We start from the raw sequence: 16,796 nt of genomic DNA, 5'->3' as shown, positions 1-16,796 counted from the left end.
TTTTATGAAATCAGCGAACTGATCGGTTCAAACTGTGATATTTCAGGATCATAGTAACTTATATCCCCTGTTTTTATATCATAATACCAGCCGTGAATCATAAGCTCTCCGCTGTCAAATCTTTTTTTTACAGAAGGGTATGTAAGCAGATTCTCTATCTGGATAATAATGGAGAGTTTTTCTGTTAGACGCAAAAGATTCTCTTTTTTTGCATCTTTTCCAAGAGCTAAAATGGCTTGTTTTTTTGCCGGTTCGCCCAAAGTGAGCCACTTTCTTGTGTGAATCAATTCAGGATCATCTAATTTCTCCTGCTCAAATATCGCCTCTATTGCCCCGCATTTTGTATGACCGCAAACAATTATATTTTTTACCTCTAAAACAGTTACCGCGTACTCAATAGCAGATGCCGTGGAGTGAAAATCCTCATCAGGACTAAAAGGTGCAACAAAATTGCCTACATTTCTTATAACAAAAAGCTCACCGGGAGCACTTTTTGTCATAAGATTTGGTATAACTCTGGAGTCTGAACAGCCAATAAACAAAGCTTTAGGGTTTTGTCCGTTTTCAGCTAGCTCTAAAAACTTTTTTTCATGTGTTTTATAGTAGTTTTTCTTAAACGCTGCATTCCCAAATATAAGTCCAAAATCTTTCATTTTTTAACCTTTTTTATTTTGTAATTATTTTTTTAGCACTTAAAAATATATAATCTTTTCCGCTTACAATAACCCTGTACTTTTTTTGCTGAAGATATTTTTTACAAAAAATTATATCTTGTAAAACTACGCCAAGTTCACTAAAGTTATAATTTGCGGGTTTTGCACCATAGATCATCTCACCGTCTATCCATCTGCAGTTTGGAAAGCCAAGTACCATTGTACCACCCTTGTTCAAATACTCTTGATAAATTTTCATAAATGTTTCATTAAAATTTATGCTTGAGCTTTGAAGTGTTCCTATGGAGATAATAAGATCAAATCTGCCCAGATTTAACTGCTTTAACTCATTTACATCATGACATATAAACTCTACATTTGAGTCTGAAAAATCTCTCTTTGCATAATCTATGGCTGAAGAGGAGTAGTCAATCCCCACAAACTCTTTATTTTTAAACACTTCATATGGAAGCATCTCTTTAATGGTTTTAAACTCATCGCCTCTGTTTATTCCAATATTGAGAACTCTTTTTCTATTTTTAATATCTGCAAAATTAAGTGCTTGGCGGTAATGATATAAAAAACTAAATTGCAAAGTTTTGTCTATTTGAAAAAACTGACTCTCTACACCATACTTTTCAGTACTATTTTCTTTGCTTTTATGAAAAGAGAGCTCTTTTTTGAGTTTATAAAATTTAAGCACAACACTCTTTTCATCTTTTTTAACAGGTGTGAGCATCTTCATAAAAAATAGTTGTGCCAGATCAACAAAAGCTTTATATCCAAAACGCTCTATATCCGATTCTAAAACTTCTGCTTCAATAACTTCGCCCTCTTTTGCATCTAAAGCTTCAAAAATTTCAATTATCTGCGTTGAGGTTTTATTTTTTAAATCAATAAACATTTAGTTATTTAACAGTATTGTAAGAGCGGTCACCCGCATCTCCAAGTCCTGGAATGATAAATTTGTCGCTGTTTAGACGCTCATCAATCTGGGCAATATAGATATCTACTTCAGGATAAGCTTTTGTTATCCTCTGTAAACCTTCAGGAGAGCCGATAATATTTAGTGTAATTATCTTAAGAGGTTCTCTGCTTTTGATAAGTTCCAGAGCATCCATCATAGAGCCGCCCGTTGCAACCATCGGGTCAACCAAAATAACGGTTTTTCCCTTGCACTCAGGAAGCCTGTCATAGTAAAGAACGCTTTTGTGAGTACTCTCGTCTCTCTTCATTGCCAAAAAACCTGCCGATACTCCAGGAAGAAGATCTATAGCGCTATCAAGCATCGGCATGCCCGCTCTAAGAACAGTAGCTACAACAATATTGTCCTCATCTATAACTTCATAGCTCTCTTTGCCTCTCCATGTTGTTATGCTTTTTTGAACTAAGGCAGGCTCTTTAAGCGCTTCATACATCAACTGTTTTGTAAGTTCGCCGACCGTATGTCTAAAACGAAGAGCATCGCTGCTTTGGTCTCTTAGGTGCGTAATCAATGTTTTTGTAACCGGATTTGATAACTCATAAACCATTTTCATGCCTTTTTAAATTTTTCTCTTATGAAATTATAGTCTATTCAAACAAAGTTGTAACAAAATTAAAAAGCATCATCGCGCCAAAACCAAAGAGAATAAGCGAAGAGAGAAGGTTTATCATACTAGAGAGATTTTGCGAAATCTTATGTTTTGTTTTATGTATAAAATATGGCATTATAACAATCCACAAAAAAATAGCGCTAAAAAGACCTGCAAGTGTGATTGAAAAATCTAAATTTTTTCCCGCTATATATCCGGCAGCGCTTAGCCAAAAAGCAATGGTATAGGGGTTTAAAAGTGTTAAAAAATAGCCTTTTGCAAAAAGCTTGAAACTACTCTTTTGTACAATATCTGTAGAGATCTCTGCAAGTTTGTTCTTTCTACTTATAAAAATATTGTATGCCAGATAGAGCAGGAAAAAACCGCCTAAAAGCGATAAAGCATTTAAAATAAAAGGTTGATTTATATACGCCAGAATTCCCAAAGTGATAAAAATCAGATAGGTTACATCTGCGCTCATTGCGCCAACTCCTATCATCACACCGTTTTTGTACTTTTTAATGGCTTCATTCATTATCAAAATATTTATAGGCCCAAGAGGAACAGCCGCTCCCAGTCCCAACAAAAAACCCTCTACAAAAGAGAAGCTCATGCGATAAACTCCTTAAAATATTCATTAATATCCAAATCACAAAATTGTCTATATTTGTAAATTTTTTTATATAAAATATATTTCTCTATAATATTTAAATCTAAAATCTTGTCATATATAGAAAGAATAATTTGATTTTTGGGAATATTTTTATACTCAACGGTTATAAAAACTTTTTGAAACTCTTTTACATCCTCCATAGACAAAAGCTGCATGGGTGAATCTATAATATAAAGAATCTCTTCAAAAGTAAAATTAAGTTTTATGATTGAAGAGTACTCCTGCAAAAGCAGATTTATCTCATCGTTTTGCTGTATATTGTAATCTGCATTTTGCAGATATCTATAAAGCTTGGGCTTTGTTTTTTGCCAGTTATACAGCGTATTTATCTGTACTTCAAATATATTGCTTATCTCTTTAGGCGTTAACATTTTCTCTCTCTTGAAAAATTGCATAAGTTGCTGTCGCATAGGCGATGAGTATATCTTTTGCAAAAATCTCTATAGTTGTAAAAGCTGTTCTTTTTGTTCTGTTTATCACTTTTGCCTGCGCTCTTAGTATATCGCCTCCGGCAGGTTTGAGATAGTTTACTTTTAGCTCAATAGTCACGCTGCTGTAACCGCTTTTGATTTCAGAGATTACAGCATACCAGCCGGTATGATCAGCCAAAGTTGCTATTGCTCCGCCGTGGACAGTCCCGTGATGCTGCTTATGATAAGGCTTTATCTCAAAAGCAACTTCGGCATAGCCGTTGCTCAAATCCAAAAGCTCTCCTCCGATATACTCTAAAAAATCTATGTCCTCTTTGCAGACCTCATCTTTGTTCAATACATATACCTTTATATTTTTTCAAGTAATTCTACATCCGCTTTACTTAATACCTGCAGCGCTTTTTGAAAATCATTGATATCTACTTTAAAGATAAACGCGCCATTTTGCGCATTGCTTACCGTGTAGGTATACTCTATATTGATATCATTTTGAAAAAGAGCAGAAACGACATCATTAAAACTTCCCACATGGTCATCTATTGCAACAGCAAAAACATCTGTAATTTTGAGAGAAAATCCTGCCTCATCCAAAATCTCTTTTGCTTTTTTCTCATCATCAACGATAAGTTTTAAAATTCCAAAATCTTCAGAATCAACAAGGTTAATAGACTTTATGGATATATTATTCTTTGAAAGAAGCGTTGTAACATCCGTCAACTCCCCTTTTTTATTTTCCACAAAAATAGAGAGCTGTTTAATTCTGCTCATTTTCTCTCCTTTTATCAATAATTCTTACCGCTTTACCCAGGCTTCTCTCAATGCTTCTTGGCTCTACAAGCTTTACTATGGCATTGATATAAAGATTGTTTAAAAGTGCACTTTGTATATTTTTTTTGATTTTTTCCATCTCTGATATATTGTCGCTCATAATCTCATCACTAACTTCAATATGAATCTCAAGCTTATCCAAATGCCCTTTTTTATCCGCAACAATCTGATAATTAAGCGTGACACCGTAAGCATTTGCTATAACATGCTCAATCTGTGAAGGATATACATTAACACCGCTAATGATAAGCATATCATCAGCGCGTCCTACAATCGACTCCATTCTAAGCATCGTTCTTCCGCACTTGCATGGCTCTTTGGTTATAGAGGTGATATCTCCGGTTCTATATCTTAATAGCGGGAGTGCCTGTTTGGTAAGCGGTGTTATAACCAACTCGCCTCTCTCGCCCTCAGGCATCTCTTCTCCCGTTATAGGATCAATAATCTCAACAAAGAAGTGATCTTCAAAAACATGTAAAAGTTCAGATTTTTTACAGCTGCATGCAACGCCGGGACCTATTATTTCACTTAATCCGTAAACTTCATGATAATCTATCCCCCACGCTTCTCTCACCTCTTGTTTAAGTCCTTTAGAGGTTGGCTCTGCACCAAATATACCGGCTTTTAGTTTATAATCTTTTAGATAATCCGCTCCCGCTTTTTTGGCAACTTCTGCCATATGCAGCGCAAAAGAGGGAGTAAGCGCCATGATTGTGGCTCCAAAATCTTTCATAAGAAGAAGCTGTCTCTCAGTAAATCCCCCGCTTGCAGGAACAATAGTAGCACCTACTTTTTCTGCACCGTTATGCATGCCCAGTCCGCCGGTAAAAAGACCATATCCATATCCGTTATGAACGATATCCTCAGCCGTTGCCCCTGCCATAGTAAAGACCCTTGCCATTACCTCATCCCAGACATCCATATCTGATTTTGTATATCCCACTACTGTTGGTTTGCCCGTCGTTCCACTTGAGCTGTGAACTCTTACCACCTCACTCATGGGAACCGTAAAGAGTCCAAAAGGGTAGTGTGCTCTTAGATCTTTCTTTGTTGTAAAGGGGAGTTTTCTTATATCCTTTAGAGATATAATATCATCAGGAGTTATACCCATTTCTTGAAATTTTTCTCTGTAAAAAGGGGTAAGTGCATACACTCTTTGCAAAGTCTCTTTTAGTCTTGAGAGTTGAATATTTTCTAAATCTTCTCTGCGACTGCTCTCAATCTTGTTCCAAATCATACTTGCTCCAATCTCTATGATATATAATTTTTTATAGCCATATCTAATATCTTAATATTTTGCTCAGCTACTTTTGCATTCATTTGAGTTATGGCTCTCTTTACCTCATCAACACTAAAAGGAAAGTCTTCTACACAAGCCAAAGCCACTCCAAGCATATAAACATTAAGCCCTTGAATAGGAAACTCTTTATTTAAAGCTTTGGCATTTGCATCAACTCTTGCAAGTTTAAAAGGTATCGATGGGTAATCCTCTTTTGCATTTGTCACCATTGCACCGTCTGCTCTTAAAAATGCTATATTTCTTAAACTCTCGTTTGCATCAAGTCCTATAATCAAATTTGCCTGATTTTTATCGATAACGGGATTTGTAAAATCCCCTATTTTAATATCACAGCTTACAGCGCCGCCTCTTTGGCTCATTCCATGATTTTCAGTTCCCAAAAATGGTATATCTCTGTTTCCTGCGCAAATTGCAAGAACTTTTACCAAAAAAACAACGCCCTGCCCGCCAAATCCGGCAATAACAATCTGATACTTCATACTAGTTTCCTTTTTTGAGATAGTTTTCATCTACTATAAATGCATCTGTCGGACATACAACTTCAAGACATCCAGCACACCCTGCACACAAAAATGGATCTATCTCTATTTTGCCATCGGCATTGTAACTCATAGGAGGACACTTATAGACGGTTGTACATTGATCACACGCCACACACAAATCTTCATCCACTTTTACAAAAATATTTGGAACAAAGTCAGGTGCCCTCTGGGCATCCAAAATACAAAACTCTCTTACCACAACAACTGTCGGCCCTTCTGTGCTTGCATCATAAACATCTTTTACTTTTTTGAAAAAATCAATATTCTCATGCATCTTGTAACTGTAATGATGCTCCAGGCACTCTATCCCCATGCCTTCTACAATTTTTTTAATATCTATTTGTTTATGGACTCTGCCCGGAGTCACCTGTCTTCCAGTCATAGCAATTGTTGAATTATCCAAAATCACAAGCACAAATCTATGCCCTTGGTATATCGCATTTAAAAGCGGCGGAATTCCTGAGTGAAAAAATGTGCCATCACCGATTGTTGCGACAACATCTTTGCTCGGATCAGCCAAAGAGTAGCCGCTTGCCATTGCCACAGAAGCACCCATACACAAAAGAGAATCAATCGCACCCTGGGCGATACCCAAAGTATAACATCCAATATCAGACGGATAGATCGATTTTTTCTTTTTAAAGACCTTCATAATTGCATAGTAGACATCTCTGTGCGGACATCCAGGGCAAAGTGCGGGCGGGCGGGCAGGAACATCAAAGCCCAAATCTATCTTGGGTGCTTCATAAATATTTGCACCGCTATAAAATCCTATTTTTTGAAATGCCTTTAGCACCTCCTCTTTTTTCATCTCATCTATTGCATGGGTAGTGTTTGTATTTTTCCCATACACTTTAGGATGCGCAATCTGCTCCTCTATACATGGATAAGGCTCCTCCACCACAAGCACTTTTTCATATTTTTCAAACTGCTCCTGAATCTCTTTTACAGGAAGAGGATAAGGCATTATAACCTTTACAACATCTGTCTCAAGCCCCAGATCTTTTAAAGTCTCAAGAGTAAAACCGTGACCGGTGCCGCTTGTAATAATAAGCAATTTTCCGCCCTTGCAAGCTTCAAACTGAGGTTTTAAAAAATTCTCCCAGTTATATTGTGCGATAATCTCAACTCTCTTTAGCTGATCCAAACCTTGAACAAATCTTCCATCTCTAGGCACCGCGCCCCATCTAGGAACATCCCTTACAAACTCGCCCTTATTTGGCTGGTAGTCTGTTGTATCGTCCATCTCTATAATTTCTCTGGCATGACACACTCTCATAACCGGACGAAGCATAACTGGAATTTGAAATTTTTCTGAGAGTTCAACGCCCATTTTTGTAAAATCATAAGCATCCTGCGGTGTTGCAGGATCAAGAACAGGAATCCTTGCAAACTTTGCAAATACGCGACTGTCCTGCTCTGTTTGCGAAGAGTAAAAACCGGGATCATCGGCACTAACTAGAAGCATCCCGCCTAAATTTCCAATATATGCAGCACTCATTAAAGCATCACTTGCTACATTGAGTCCCACCTGCTTCATTGTCGCACATGTTCTCTTGCCGGCAATTGCACCCGCATAAGCCACCTCAAAGCCGACTTTTTCATTTGCTCCCCACTCCGCATATGTGTCAAGCTTTAATTGATGTTTTATTTTTTGAACGCCGGTTAATATTTCACTCGAAGGAGTTCCAGGATATCCACTGACCATATCCACATTTGCGTGAATAAGCCCCCATGCAATTGCATCATTTCCCATTAATGTCTGTTTCATATTTACAACCCGATATTTTTTTGAACAATTATACTAAAATAACTTTTATTTGTACAATTATTTGGAAAAATAAAAACTTATTTTGTAAAATCACAATTATTTTAAAATTTCAAACTGCTAATATGAAATTTTTGACTATAATTCAATCGAGTAAAAAAAGTTGAAAAAAATTAAAAAGTGGGATAAATTTGTGTTAGAGGGACTAAAGAGAGAAGTTAAGACTCTTTAGGCTCTTTTGGAACATAGTGGCACTCTGTGCCTGAATAGAGGCATGATTTTGATATGCTTCTCTCAAATCTCTCCTCTTCTATGCCGGCTTCTTTACGCTCATAATGGCGTATCGCTGCACCAAAAGCGGTAAGAACCATATTTGCACTGTCTTGGGACTCTGTTGCAACACGCTCAACCTGCTCTCCTTCGGGTTTTGATAAATCAACTTTGGGAGCAGGAATAGATGCATAACTCTCTTGAAGCTCTTTTTCCAAATTTGAAGCTATTTCAAGCGCATTCTCTACCGTTTCGCCTTTTATCATTTCAGTAAAAATCGAACCTAGCGTTGTAGTGTCTTGTGTACCGTTTGTAGCAAACATAATATCGAGAATTTTATTTTCATCTCTTTTAATATACATTATTACATAACTTTTTGTAGCATGATCCATTCCTACACCCACGCAGTTGGCATCCTCAAGTTTTCCATAGTTTTCAGGCTGCATAAGGTGTTTGCCTATCTCAGCTTTTAACTCTTTTTCTTCATTCATAATTCAATCCTCATAATTAAGTTTTTCAATGCTTACTCCATTGTCTTTAATAAATTTTGAGATTACCTCAGAGTGCGTATGCTCATACGGTTTTAAATATACAATTCTTTTAATCCCGCTGGCTATAATGTTTTTACTGCATTCACTGCACGGCTCTAATGTTACATAAATTGTAGCATCTTCTATACAGATCCCTTTTCTTGCCGCCCAAATAATGGCATTCATCTCCGCATGTATCTCATAAGTTTTTGACCAGTCATGATGTTCAGGCGTATACTCATCATCCCAATGCTCACAGCAGTTTATATATCCTGCAGGAGTACCGTTATAGCCCGTACTCAAGATTCTTCCATCTTTAACTATAACAGCGCCTACCTGTTTAGATACGCACTTTGAAGCAGTTGCTATCTCCTGTGCAATTTTTATAAAATTTTTATCACTTAACATTTACTCTTTTACTTCTCTAATAATTTGAATATCTGCATTATTTCTCAATCTTGCAAAATAATCACCTAAAACTTGCTCTCTTTTTTGGCTCATTATCATATTGATTATCTGCTCTTTTACACTCTCATAACTTGTCTCTTTGGAGCTTTGTATCTCTTTGAGATAAAAACTTGTATAAAGAGCATTTGTATCCTGAAAAATAGGAGTAAAACTCTTCTCTTTTGTATTTTTAAGCATCTGAAGCAATTCAGGTGGAAGCCTGTCATATGGAAGTGTCTGTTCATCGATTCTTATCTCATCAGAGTGATACAGAGGAGTAGTTCTCTTTTTTTGCAGAGCATCTCTATTTTGAGAACTGTATATAACAACATCAAAAGCACTTGGGTGCATGAACTGCTCTTTGTGAAGCTCATAATACTCTTTTATCTCCTCTTCCCCTGGAACATCTAGAGAAGAGTAGGCTATTGATGCATATAGTTTTTGGGAGAGAAGCTTCTCTTTTGTTTTTTCTTTGAGCTCTGTAGAGGTGAGCCCGTTTGAATTTCTAACAACATCATAAAATTCATCGATACTCATTTTATTCATAGATGCTATTTTTTTAATATCATCATAAACTTCAGAACTGCTTACACTTATTTTTCTCTCGTTTATTTCTGCTTCTTCAAGCTTTTTTCTTATCAAAATGTCAGTTGCCTGGGCAGCATCAACATTAAGTATGCTCATCTCTTCTTTAATATCATAAAGAGTAATCGGCTCTCCCTTTACGACAACACTTACACCGTTGATCAATTCAGCACTCAAAAATGTACTAAAAAAAAGAAATACAAATATTTTATATATCATTAACTATCCTATAAATTTAAAATGGCATTTTACCCGATTTTAACAAATAATAGCCTAAAATTGCGCAACTAAAACAAAAGGTTTTTTATGGTTGTTACTCGTTTTGCTCCAAGTCCTACAGGTTATTTACATATTGGCGGTTTAAGAACAGCACTTTTTTCTTATCTTTGGGCAAGAAAAAACGGCGGTAAATTTCTTCTTCGAATTGAAGATACAGATAAAGCGAGAAATTCACAAGAAGCGGCAGATGCAATTTTAAAAGCTTTTGAGTGGTTAAATCTTGAACATGACGGTGAAATAGTCTATCAATCACAAAGAGATGATATATATGCAAAATATATCAACAAACTCCTTGATGAAGGCAAAGCTTACAAATGCTACATGTCAAAAGAGGAGCTGGCGGAACTTCGTGAAGCTCAAATGGCAAACAAAGAGAGAACCAAATATAATGGCAAATATCGTGATTTTAAAGGCACTCCGCCTGATGGTGTTCAACCTGTTATCCGCATAAAAGCACCTCTTAGCGGAGATATTGTTGTTAAAGATGGCGTCAAAGGCAATGTCATTTTTAAAGCTGAAGATATTTTAGATGATTTTATTATTGCCAGAGCAGACGGTTCACCGACATATAACTTTGTTGTGGCAATTGATGACCATTTAATGGGAGTAAATGAGATTATTCGTGGTGATGATCACCTCTCAAATACACCAAAACAGATAGTTATCTATGAAGCGCTGGGCTTTGATGTGCCAAGTTTTTATCATGTGCCTATGATCCATAATTCAGAGGGCAAAAAGCTCTCTAAAAGAGACGGTGCTACCGATGTTATGGCTTATAAAGAGATGGGATACACTCCTGAGGCACTCTTAAACTTTTTGGTTCGTCTTGGTTGGAGCTACAAAGATCAAGAGATATTTTCCATGAATGAGATGAAAGAGCTTTTTGATCCAAAGAACATCAATAAATCAGCATCTATCTACAATACAGAAAAGCTCGACTGGCTTAACTCTCACTATATCAAAAACACTCCAAACAGTGAGTTGGCAAAACTCCTTGAACAGTACGGTTTGCTGCTTGCTTCGCATGATAAAAAAGAAATTTTGCTCGATGCCATAAAAGAGCGTGCCAAAACTCTTAAAGAGATGTCTAATCTTGTCTATGAGATTATTACAACTCCGACCTATTATGATGAAAAAGCCGCAAAAAAATCATTTAAAGACAATGCTATAGAGATTTTAGAAGCATTTAGCGAAAAAGTAAGCGCAGCAAAAGAGCTTCATCTCCCAAGCGATTATCATCATCTAATGCAGGAAGTAGTGGATGAGATGGAGATAGGTTTTGGGAAAATAGGTCAGCCGCTTCGCATAGCACTCTTAGGAAAGATGTCTGGTCCCGGGTTGGACAGTATTATGGCTATTATAGGCAGAGATGAAACGCTTTTAAGGATATACAAAGCAGTAGAAGCTCACCGATAATTATATTTTTTTGGAGAAAGCGTTATGATGGGTTCAGACAAACTTTTAAAATCAATTCTTGATACCATAACTCAGCATATTTGCGCAATTGATAAAAATGGCAACATTATCTATGTCAATAGAAGCTGGATTACATTTGGAGAGAACAATAGCTCCTCTATACATAAAGGCTGGGATAAGATTAACTATCTTCAAGAGTGCGACAAATCCGCATTAAAAGGGGATAAAGACGCGATTATGGCAGCCAAAGGGATAAGAGATGTTATCAACAAAGTGAAAGATTTTTACTATCTTGAGTATCCATGCCACAGCCCGAATGAGAAGAGATGGTTTATGATGAGAGTTACTCCGTTTAAACTTGAAGAAAAAGAGTATTATGTTATTTCACATGAAATAATAACAGAGAGAAAATTAGCTGAAGAGAAGGTACTTAACCTCTCTCGAATTGATGGACTGACAGATATTGCAAATCGCAGATATTTTGATGATTTTTTAGAAAATGAGTGGAGACGCTGCGTACGCTTAAAGATGCCGCTCTCTCTTGCCATTATTGACCTTGACCACTTTAAACTGCTCAATGACACCTATGGACATCAAGCGGGGGATGAGTGTTTAAAAAAAGTGGGGTCTGTACTTAAAACATTTGCAAAAAGACCGGCTGATCTTTGTGCGAGATACGGCGGAGAGGAGTTCGCAGTAATCTTAGGCGATACAACCCTTAAAAATTCACTAACCTTGATGAATAGTCTGCTAGATGCCATCCGTCAATTAAAAATCCCAAATAAAGATTCTTCGGTAATGCCGACATTAACGGCAAGTATAGGATTGGCAACACTCTATCCTCATGCCTGCAAGGAGAAAGAGGAGCTTATAGCAGCTGCGGACAAAATGTTATATAGAGCAAAAGAAAACGGTAGAAATCATGTTGCATATGAAAATAAATAACTTGATATACTTTTATTATTTCCAATAGGAGCAAAAAGTGAAAAAAAGAGTTTTAATTTTGCATGGCTGGGGCGGAAGCGATTTCCCTCACTGGCAGAGCTGGCTGGCAGGAGAGATTGCAAAAGATTACGGGTGTGTAAGTTTTTTAAAATTCAGCGATCCAGATTTTCCCGATAAAAACAGATGGAAAGAGGAGTTAACCAAAGAGCTCGATGCATTTAATCCGAATATTGTTATCTGCCACTCTGTTGCAAATATACTATGGTTTCACATCTGCAATGAAACAAAACCCAAAGAGCTGGAAAATCTTTTTCTCGTTGCTCCGCCGAGTCTGACATGCGATATCAAAGAGATAGAGAGTTTTTACCCTTGCAAAATTCCTGCAAATCTCTACGCAAAAGAGTCTCTTCTTATCACATCAACAAATGATCCTTACATAACGCAAGAAGAGGCACAAGAACTTCAAAAAAGACTAAATATACCTATAGAAGTTTTAGAAAATGCAGGGCACATAAATGCTTCAAGCAGTTACGGTGAATGGCCGTGGATACTGCAAAAAATTAAAAATTTGTCCAAATAAAAGAGATTAATGATACAACTTATAAATATCTCAAAAAGTTTTGCTTCACAGGAGCTTTTTTCCAATCTAAACTTTAAACTAAACTCAGGCAATAAAGTCGGTTTGGTAGGACGCAACGGAAGCGGTAAATCAACACTCTTTAAAATCATTTTAGGTGAAGAGCTTCCCGACAGCGGGGAAGTGATTATTCCAAAAGGGTATAAGATAGGCGCGCTAAAACAGCATTTGAAATTTAGCGAAAACTCCCTTAGAGAAGAAGCGGCGCTTGCACTTGAAGAGGAGATGAAGTATGATCTCTACAGAGTAGAGAAGATTCTCTTTGGCTTGGGTTTTACGCAGGAGGATCTGGAAAAAGACCCACTCTCATTCTCAGGCGGCTATCAGATCCGCATCAATCTTGCAAAGCTCCTAGTTACAGAACCAAACCTTCTGCTCTTAGACGAGCCGACAAACTATCTCGATATCCTCTCTCTAAGATGGCTTAAAAACTTTCTGCGCTCTTTTGAGGGAGAGGTGATTCTTATCACGCACGACCGAGATTTTATGGACTCCATCACAACTCATACAATGGGAATTATCAGAAAAAAATTAAATGTTATCCAAGGCGATACCCATAAGTTCTATGAACAGCTTCAAGCCGATGAGGAGCTCTATGAAAAACAAAAAATTTCTCAAGATAAGAAGGTAAAAGAGCTTGAAGATTTTATAGCAAGAAACAAAGCCCGCGCCTCTACGGCAGCTCTTGCACAATCAAAAGTGAAACAGCTCGAGAAGATGGATCGGCTTGAAGATCTGGGATATGATGCAACACTAAAATTTGATTTTAACTACAAAGAGACACCTGCAAAAGTTCTGCTTGATGTAAAAGATCTCAGCTTTGGATATACAAATGATAATATTTTGTTTAAAAACATCTCATTTTCTCTTCAAAAAGGCGAGCGTCTTGGTATTATCGGAAAAAACGGCAAAGGAAAATCAACCCTTTTAAATACTATGGCAGGAGAATTAAAACCGCTAAGCGGAGAGATTCATATGCACCCAAGTACAACCTTTGCACACTTTGGGCAGACAAATATCGCTCGACTTCACCCAGATAGCACGGTAACGGATGAGATTCACTCGGCAAATACAAAACTCTCGACTCAGGTTATCAGAAGCATCTGCGGAGCTATGATGTTTAGCGGAGACAGCGCCGATAAAAAAGTATCTCTTCTCTCAGGAGGAGAAAAAAGCCGTGTAATGCTTGGTCAGATTTTAGCCCGCGATGTAAATCTTCTATTTCTCGATGAACCTACAAACCATTTAGATATGGACTCTATAGAAGCGCTTACAAAAGCGATTCAAAATTTTCAAGGCTCGGTTATTCTTGTTACCCACTCAGAGGAGCTGCTTCGCCGCGTCTGCGACAGACTTATCATCTTTAAAAAAGAGGGTGCAGAGTATTTTGAGGGCGGATATGATCTCTTTTTGGAAAAAATAGGCTGGGATGAAGAGGAGGATGAGCTTCAAAAACCAAAGCAGAAACCAAAAACAAACAACAAAGAGAACAAAAAGATAAGAGCAGAGCTTATCCGACAAAGAAATATGGAAATCTTGCCTCTGAGAAAAAGAGTTGAAAAATTGGAGAGCTCTATTATGAAAACAGAGGAGCTTTTAGAGGCAAATCATGAAAAACTTATAGAGGCCTCAAACAGCGGTGAAAGTTCTAAACTTATGGAACTCTCAAAGCTTGTCTCTTCTCAGGAGAGTGAAGTTGAAGAGCTGTTTGAACAGCTGGAGAGCGCCCAAAATGAACTAGACGCAATTACACAAAAGTATGAAGAGAAGATAGCAGAAATTGAGGATTAACCCCACTTCTCAATCTTGCCTTTTATATCCATATGCGTCAAATAGAGTCTCAAATCAAACTCTACCTGATGATAAGAGGGCTGCATATACTCACACAAAGAGTAAAACGCTTTATTGTGCTCTTTCTCTTTAAAGTGTGCAAGCTCATGTACAACTATCATCTCCAAAAACTCTAACGGAGTGTTTTTAAACATTGTAGCTATACGAATCTCATTTTTGCTTTTTAGCTTTGAGCCCTGCACTCTTGAGATAAAATGATGGGTTCCAAGCGCATTGTGAATAATATTAATCTTTCCATCATAAAGAACTTTGCTAAGAGGCGCAACCTTTTTCATATGGGCATTTTTAAGTTCATTTACATAAGCAAAAAGCGCCTTGTCTGTTTTTATGGCATGAGAGTTCGCGTACTTTTTTTTAAGGTACTGCCCTAACTTCTCTTGCTTTATAAGTTCTAACACCTGTTTTTTTGTTGTTTCTGAGTAGTGATTTATATACTTTAGAGAATCCAAACTGAAAATTTCTTCCCTTTGATTTTTCCATTTTTGAGCTTCTCATGTGCCTCATCTATTTTCCCGGCTTCAATAGCAACATAACTCTGTCTGTCGTAAATATCTATCTTTCCAATAGAGTCGCCGCTAAGTCCGGCTTCACCGGTGAGTGCACCCAAAATATCGCCTGCACGGACTTTATCTTTTTTTCCGCCCTCTATAACAAGTGTTATATTTTGAGGCTTCATCTCAAAACTTTGCACGGGTTTTAACAGGTTTGCATCTTCAAAGAGACGATTCTCATCTCTGTACTCATCTGCTTTATCCGCTTCATAAGGGCTTATAAAGGTAAAAGCCAAGCCTTCCGCTCCGGCTCGCGCCGTTCTGCCGATGCGATGCGTGTATATCTCTTGGCTATGGGGCAAGTCATAGTTTATAACCATAGAGAGCTCTTTGATATCAAGTCCGCGCGCAGCAACATCGGTTGCTACTAACACCGGAGTGCTTTTGTTAGCAAACTGTACTAACACATCATTTCTCTCATACTGTTCCAAATCGCCGTGAATTGCAAGAGCGTCGATTTTGTTTTTTTGCAAAGTATCTGCGATCTCCTGCACTTCTGCTTTTGTGTTTGCAAACACTATAACATTTTCAGGTTTGAAATTACCGAGTATATTTATAAGAGTGTCTAGCTTTTGAGAGCTTTGCAGCTCATAAAAACGCTCTATTATTTTGTTAGCAACCTCTGTTGAAACTGTCTTTATATTTAGAGCATCTTTTTGAATAGATGCACTGATATCTAAAATCTCATCTGTGTAGGTGGCAGAGAAAAGAAGCGTTTGCCTCTGTTTTGGAACAAAGCTTAAAACCTCGTTTATCTCTTCGCTAAAACCCATATCCAGCATTCTGTCTGCTTCATCAAGAATGAGTGTATCAAGATCTTCAAGCGAAAGTGTCTCTTTTTTTAAATGTTTTAAAACTCTTCCCGGAGTTCCTACAACAATATGCGCTCCATGTCTAAGAGAACCTAGCTGTGGTCCAAAAGCACTTCCTCCGCACAGAGTCAAAATCTTTATATTATGCTTAAATCTAGCAAGCATTCTAAGCTCTTTTGCAACCTGATCTGCCAGTTCACGCGTTGGGCAGAGTATAAGAGACTGAACTCTAAACTTTTTCACCTGCAGCTTATGAAGCAAACCTATGCCAAAAGCCGCTGTTTTGCCGCTTCCTGTTTTTGCCTGAGCTATTACATCTCTGCCCTCTAAAATATATGGCAGACTTTGCGCTTGAATCGGTGTCATCTCTTTGTAACCAATCTCATTTAGGTTACTAAGCATCTCTTTTGATAGAGGAAGGTTTGAAAAATCTTTTTTATTCATTAATATATCTTTTTTACTCGTCCGACTTCACGGCTCATAAGACGAACTTTGATACCGTGGGGATGAGATGGGGATTTTGTTAAAATATCGCGCACTACTCCATCTGTTAAGCGGCCGCTCTCTTGATCTTGTTTAAGTACAATCGCTACGCTCATGCCACTTTTTATATCTGCTCTTTTTGTACCGTCCATAGGAGTATCCTCTGTTTTATATATGCAATTATATCTATTTTATGCGTTATGCTACAATACAGCAATAAT

The 16,796-nt window shown here is 37.4% G+C and carries 20 protein-coding genes; 4 read left to right on the top strand and 16 right to left on the bottom strand.

Annotated features, from left to right (window positions below; genetic code table 11):
* Positions 1-2: 2 nt before the first annotated feature.
* The 13 genes from FJR47_RS00710 to FJR47_RS00650 form a co-directional block, all read right to left on the bottom strand.
* Positions 3-653 (bottom strand): carbonic anhydrase, encoded by a 651-nt coding sequence (locus FJR47_RS00710; RefSeq protein ID WP_152298585.1) that lies wholly within the window; start codon positions 651-653, stop codon positions 3-5.
* Positions 654-666: 13 nt separating this feature from the next.
* Complete coding sequence (locus FJR47_RS00705) at positions 667-1,557, bottom strand: class I SAM-dependent methyltransferase (RefSeq protein WP_152298584.1); 891 nt, start codon at positions 1,555-1,557, stop codon at positions 667-669.
* Between the two features lie 4 nt (positions 1,558-1,561).
* Complete coding sequence (gene upp, locus FJR47_RS00700; RefSeq protein WP_152298583.1) at positions 1,562-2,185, bottom strand: uracil phosphoribosyltransferase; 624 nt, start codon at positions 2,183-2,185, stop codon at positions 1,562-1,564.
* Positions 2,186-2,225: 40 nt separating this feature from the next.
* Positions 2,226-2,840 carry a LysE family translocator gene (locus FJR47_RS00695; protein WP_152298582.1) on the bottom strand — a complete coding sequence of 205 codons (615 nt, stop codon included), beginning with the start codon at positions 2,838-2,840 and terminating at the stop codon, positions 2,226-2,228.
* Positions 2,837-3,271 (bottom strand): hypothetical protein, encoded by a 435-nt coding sequence (locus FJR47_RS00690; protein WP_152298581.1) that lies wholly within the window; start codon positions 3,269-3,271, stop codon positions 2,837-2,839. Before FJR47_RS00690 ends, FJR47_RS00695 begins: the two co-directional genes overlap by 4 nt.
* A complete protein-coding gene (locus FJR47_RS00685; protein WP_152298580.1) occupies positions 3,258-3,668 on the bottom strand; it encodes a PaaI family thioesterase in 411 nt (136 codons plus the stop codon). The genes FJR47_RS00690 and FJR47_RS00685 overlap by 14 nt, the downstream gene beginning before the upstream one ends.
* A gap of 11 nt (positions 3,669-3,679) precedes the next feature.
* Positions 3,680-4,099 carry an ACT domain-containing protein gene (locus FJR47_RS00680; protein WP_152298579.1) on the bottom strand — a complete coding sequence of 140 codons (420 nt, stop codon included), beginning with the start codon at positions 4,097-4,099 and terminating at the stop codon, positions 3,680-3,682.
* Positions 4,086-5,396, bottom strand: coding sequence for a phenylacetate--CoA ligase family protein (locus tag FJR47_RS00675; protein WP_188093727.1), 1,311 nt, complete (start codon positions 5,394-5,396; stop codon positions 4,086-4,088). The genes FJR47_RS00680 and FJR47_RS00675 overlap by 14 nt, the downstream gene beginning before the upstream one ends.
* Before the next feature lie 14 nt (positions 5,397-5,410).
* The gene (locus FJR47_RS00670; protein WP_152298578.1) at positions 5,411-5,938 is read right to left on the bottom strand and encodes a 2-oxoacid:acceptor oxidoreductase family protein; all 528 of its coding nucleotides are present in this window, start codon (positions 5,936-5,938) and stop codon (positions 5,411-5,413) included.
* Position 5,939: 1 nt separating this feature from the next.
* Complete coding sequence (locus FJR47_RS00665) at positions 5,940-7,772, bottom strand: thiamine pyrophosphate-dependent enzyme (protein WP_152298577.1); 1,833 nt, start codon at positions 7,770-7,772, stop codon at positions 5,940-5,942.
* Between the two features lie 215 nt (positions 7,773-7,987).
* Positions 7,988-8,530 carry an iron-sulfur cluster assembly scaffold protein gene (locus FJR47_RS00660; protein ID WP_152298576.1) on the bottom strand — a complete coding sequence of 181 codons (543 nt, stop codon included), beginning with the start codon at positions 8,528-8,530 and terminating at the stop codon, positions 7,988-7,990.
* A gap of 3 nt (positions 8,531-8,533) precedes the next feature.
* On the bottom strand, positions 8,534-8,977 hold the full coding sequence (locus tag FJR47_RS00655; RefSeq protein WP_152298575.1) for a deoxycytidylate deaminase: 444 nt from the start codon (positions 8,975-8,977) through the stop codon (positions 8,534-8,536).
* A complete protein-coding gene (locus FJR47_RS00650; RefSeq protein WP_241855407.1) occupies positions 8,978-9,820 on the bottom strand; it encodes a peptidylprolyl isomerase in 843 nt (280 codons plus the stop codon).
* 87 nt (positions 9,821-9,907) lie between these two features.
* Between FJR47_RS00650 and gltX the strand changes: the two genes are divergently transcribed.
* Genes gltX through FJR47_RS00630 form a run of 4 tightly spaced genes read left to right on the top strand, consistent with a single transcriptional unit; the run spans position 9,908 to position 14,669 of the window.
* Positions 9,908-11,296 carry a glutamate--tRNA ligase gene (gene gltX / locus FJR47_RS00645; protein ID WP_152298574.1) on the top strand — a complete coding sequence of 463 codons (1,389 nt, stop codon included), beginning with the start codon at positions 9,908-9,910 and terminating at the stop codon, positions 11,294-11,296.
* 24 nt (positions 11,297-11,320) lie between these two features.
* Positions 11,321-12,241: a sensor domain-containing diguanylate cyclase gene (locus FJR47_RS00640; protein WP_152298573.1), complete on the top strand. Its 921-nt coding sequence runs from the start codon at positions 11,321-11,323 to the stop codon at positions 12,239-12,241.
* Positions 12,242-12,278: 37 nt separating this feature from the next.
* Entirely contained in the window at positions 12,279-12,821 is a 543-nt protein-coding gene (locus FJR47_RS00635) for an RBBP9/YdeN family alpha/beta hydrolase (RefSeq protein ID WP_152298572.1), read from the top strand.
* Between the two features lie 9 nt (positions 12,822-12,830).
* Positions 12,831-14,669 (top strand): ATP-binding cassette domain-containing protein, encoded by a 1,839-nt coding sequence (locus FJR47_RS00630; RefSeq protein ID WP_152298571.1) that lies wholly within the window; start codon positions 12,831-12,833, stop codon positions 14,667-14,669.
* On the opposite strand, the gene FJR47_RS00625 is transcribed toward FJR47_RS00630, so the two are convergent.
* Genes FJR47_RS00625 through FJR47_RS00615 form a run of 3 tightly spaced genes read right to left on the bottom strand, consistent with a single transcriptional unit; the run spans position 14,666 to position 16,727 of the window.
* Positions 14,666-15,178: a M48 metallopeptidase family protein gene (locus FJR47_RS00625; RefSeq protein ID WP_152298570.1), complete on the bottom strand. Its 513-nt coding sequence runs from the start codon at positions 15,176-15,178 to the stop codon at positions 14,666-14,668. The two genes, FJR47_RS00630 and FJR47_RS00625, sit on opposite strands and share 4 nt — an antisense overlap.
* Complete coding sequence (gene dbpA, locus FJR47_RS00620) at positions 15,166-16,536, bottom strand: ATP-dependent RNA helicase DbpA (protein WP_152298569.1); 1,371 nt, start codon at positions 16,534-16,536, stop codon at positions 15,166-15,168. Before dbpA ends, FJR47_RS00625 begins: the two co-directional genes overlap by 13 nt.
* The gene (locus FJR47_RS00615) at positions 16,536-16,727 is read right to left on the bottom strand and encodes a YwbE family protein (RefSeq protein ID WP_152298568.1); all 192 of its coding nucleotides are present in this window, start codon (positions 16,725-16,727) and stop codon (positions 16,536-16,538) included. Before FJR47_RS00615 ends, dbpA begins: the two co-directional genes overlap by 1 nt.
* Between the last annotated feature and the right edge of the window lie 69 nt (positions 16,728-16,796).

The sequence above is a fragment of the Sulfurimonas xiamenensis genome (assembly GCF_009258045.1).
GTDB classification, from domain to species: domain Bacteria; phylum Campylobacterota; class Campylobacteria; order Campylobacterales; family Sulfurimonadaceae; genus Sulfurimonas; species Sulfurimonas xiamenensis.
The sequence above is the reverse complement of the archived record's forward strand: the minus strand, read 5'-3'. Positions and strand labels throughout refer to the sequence as shown.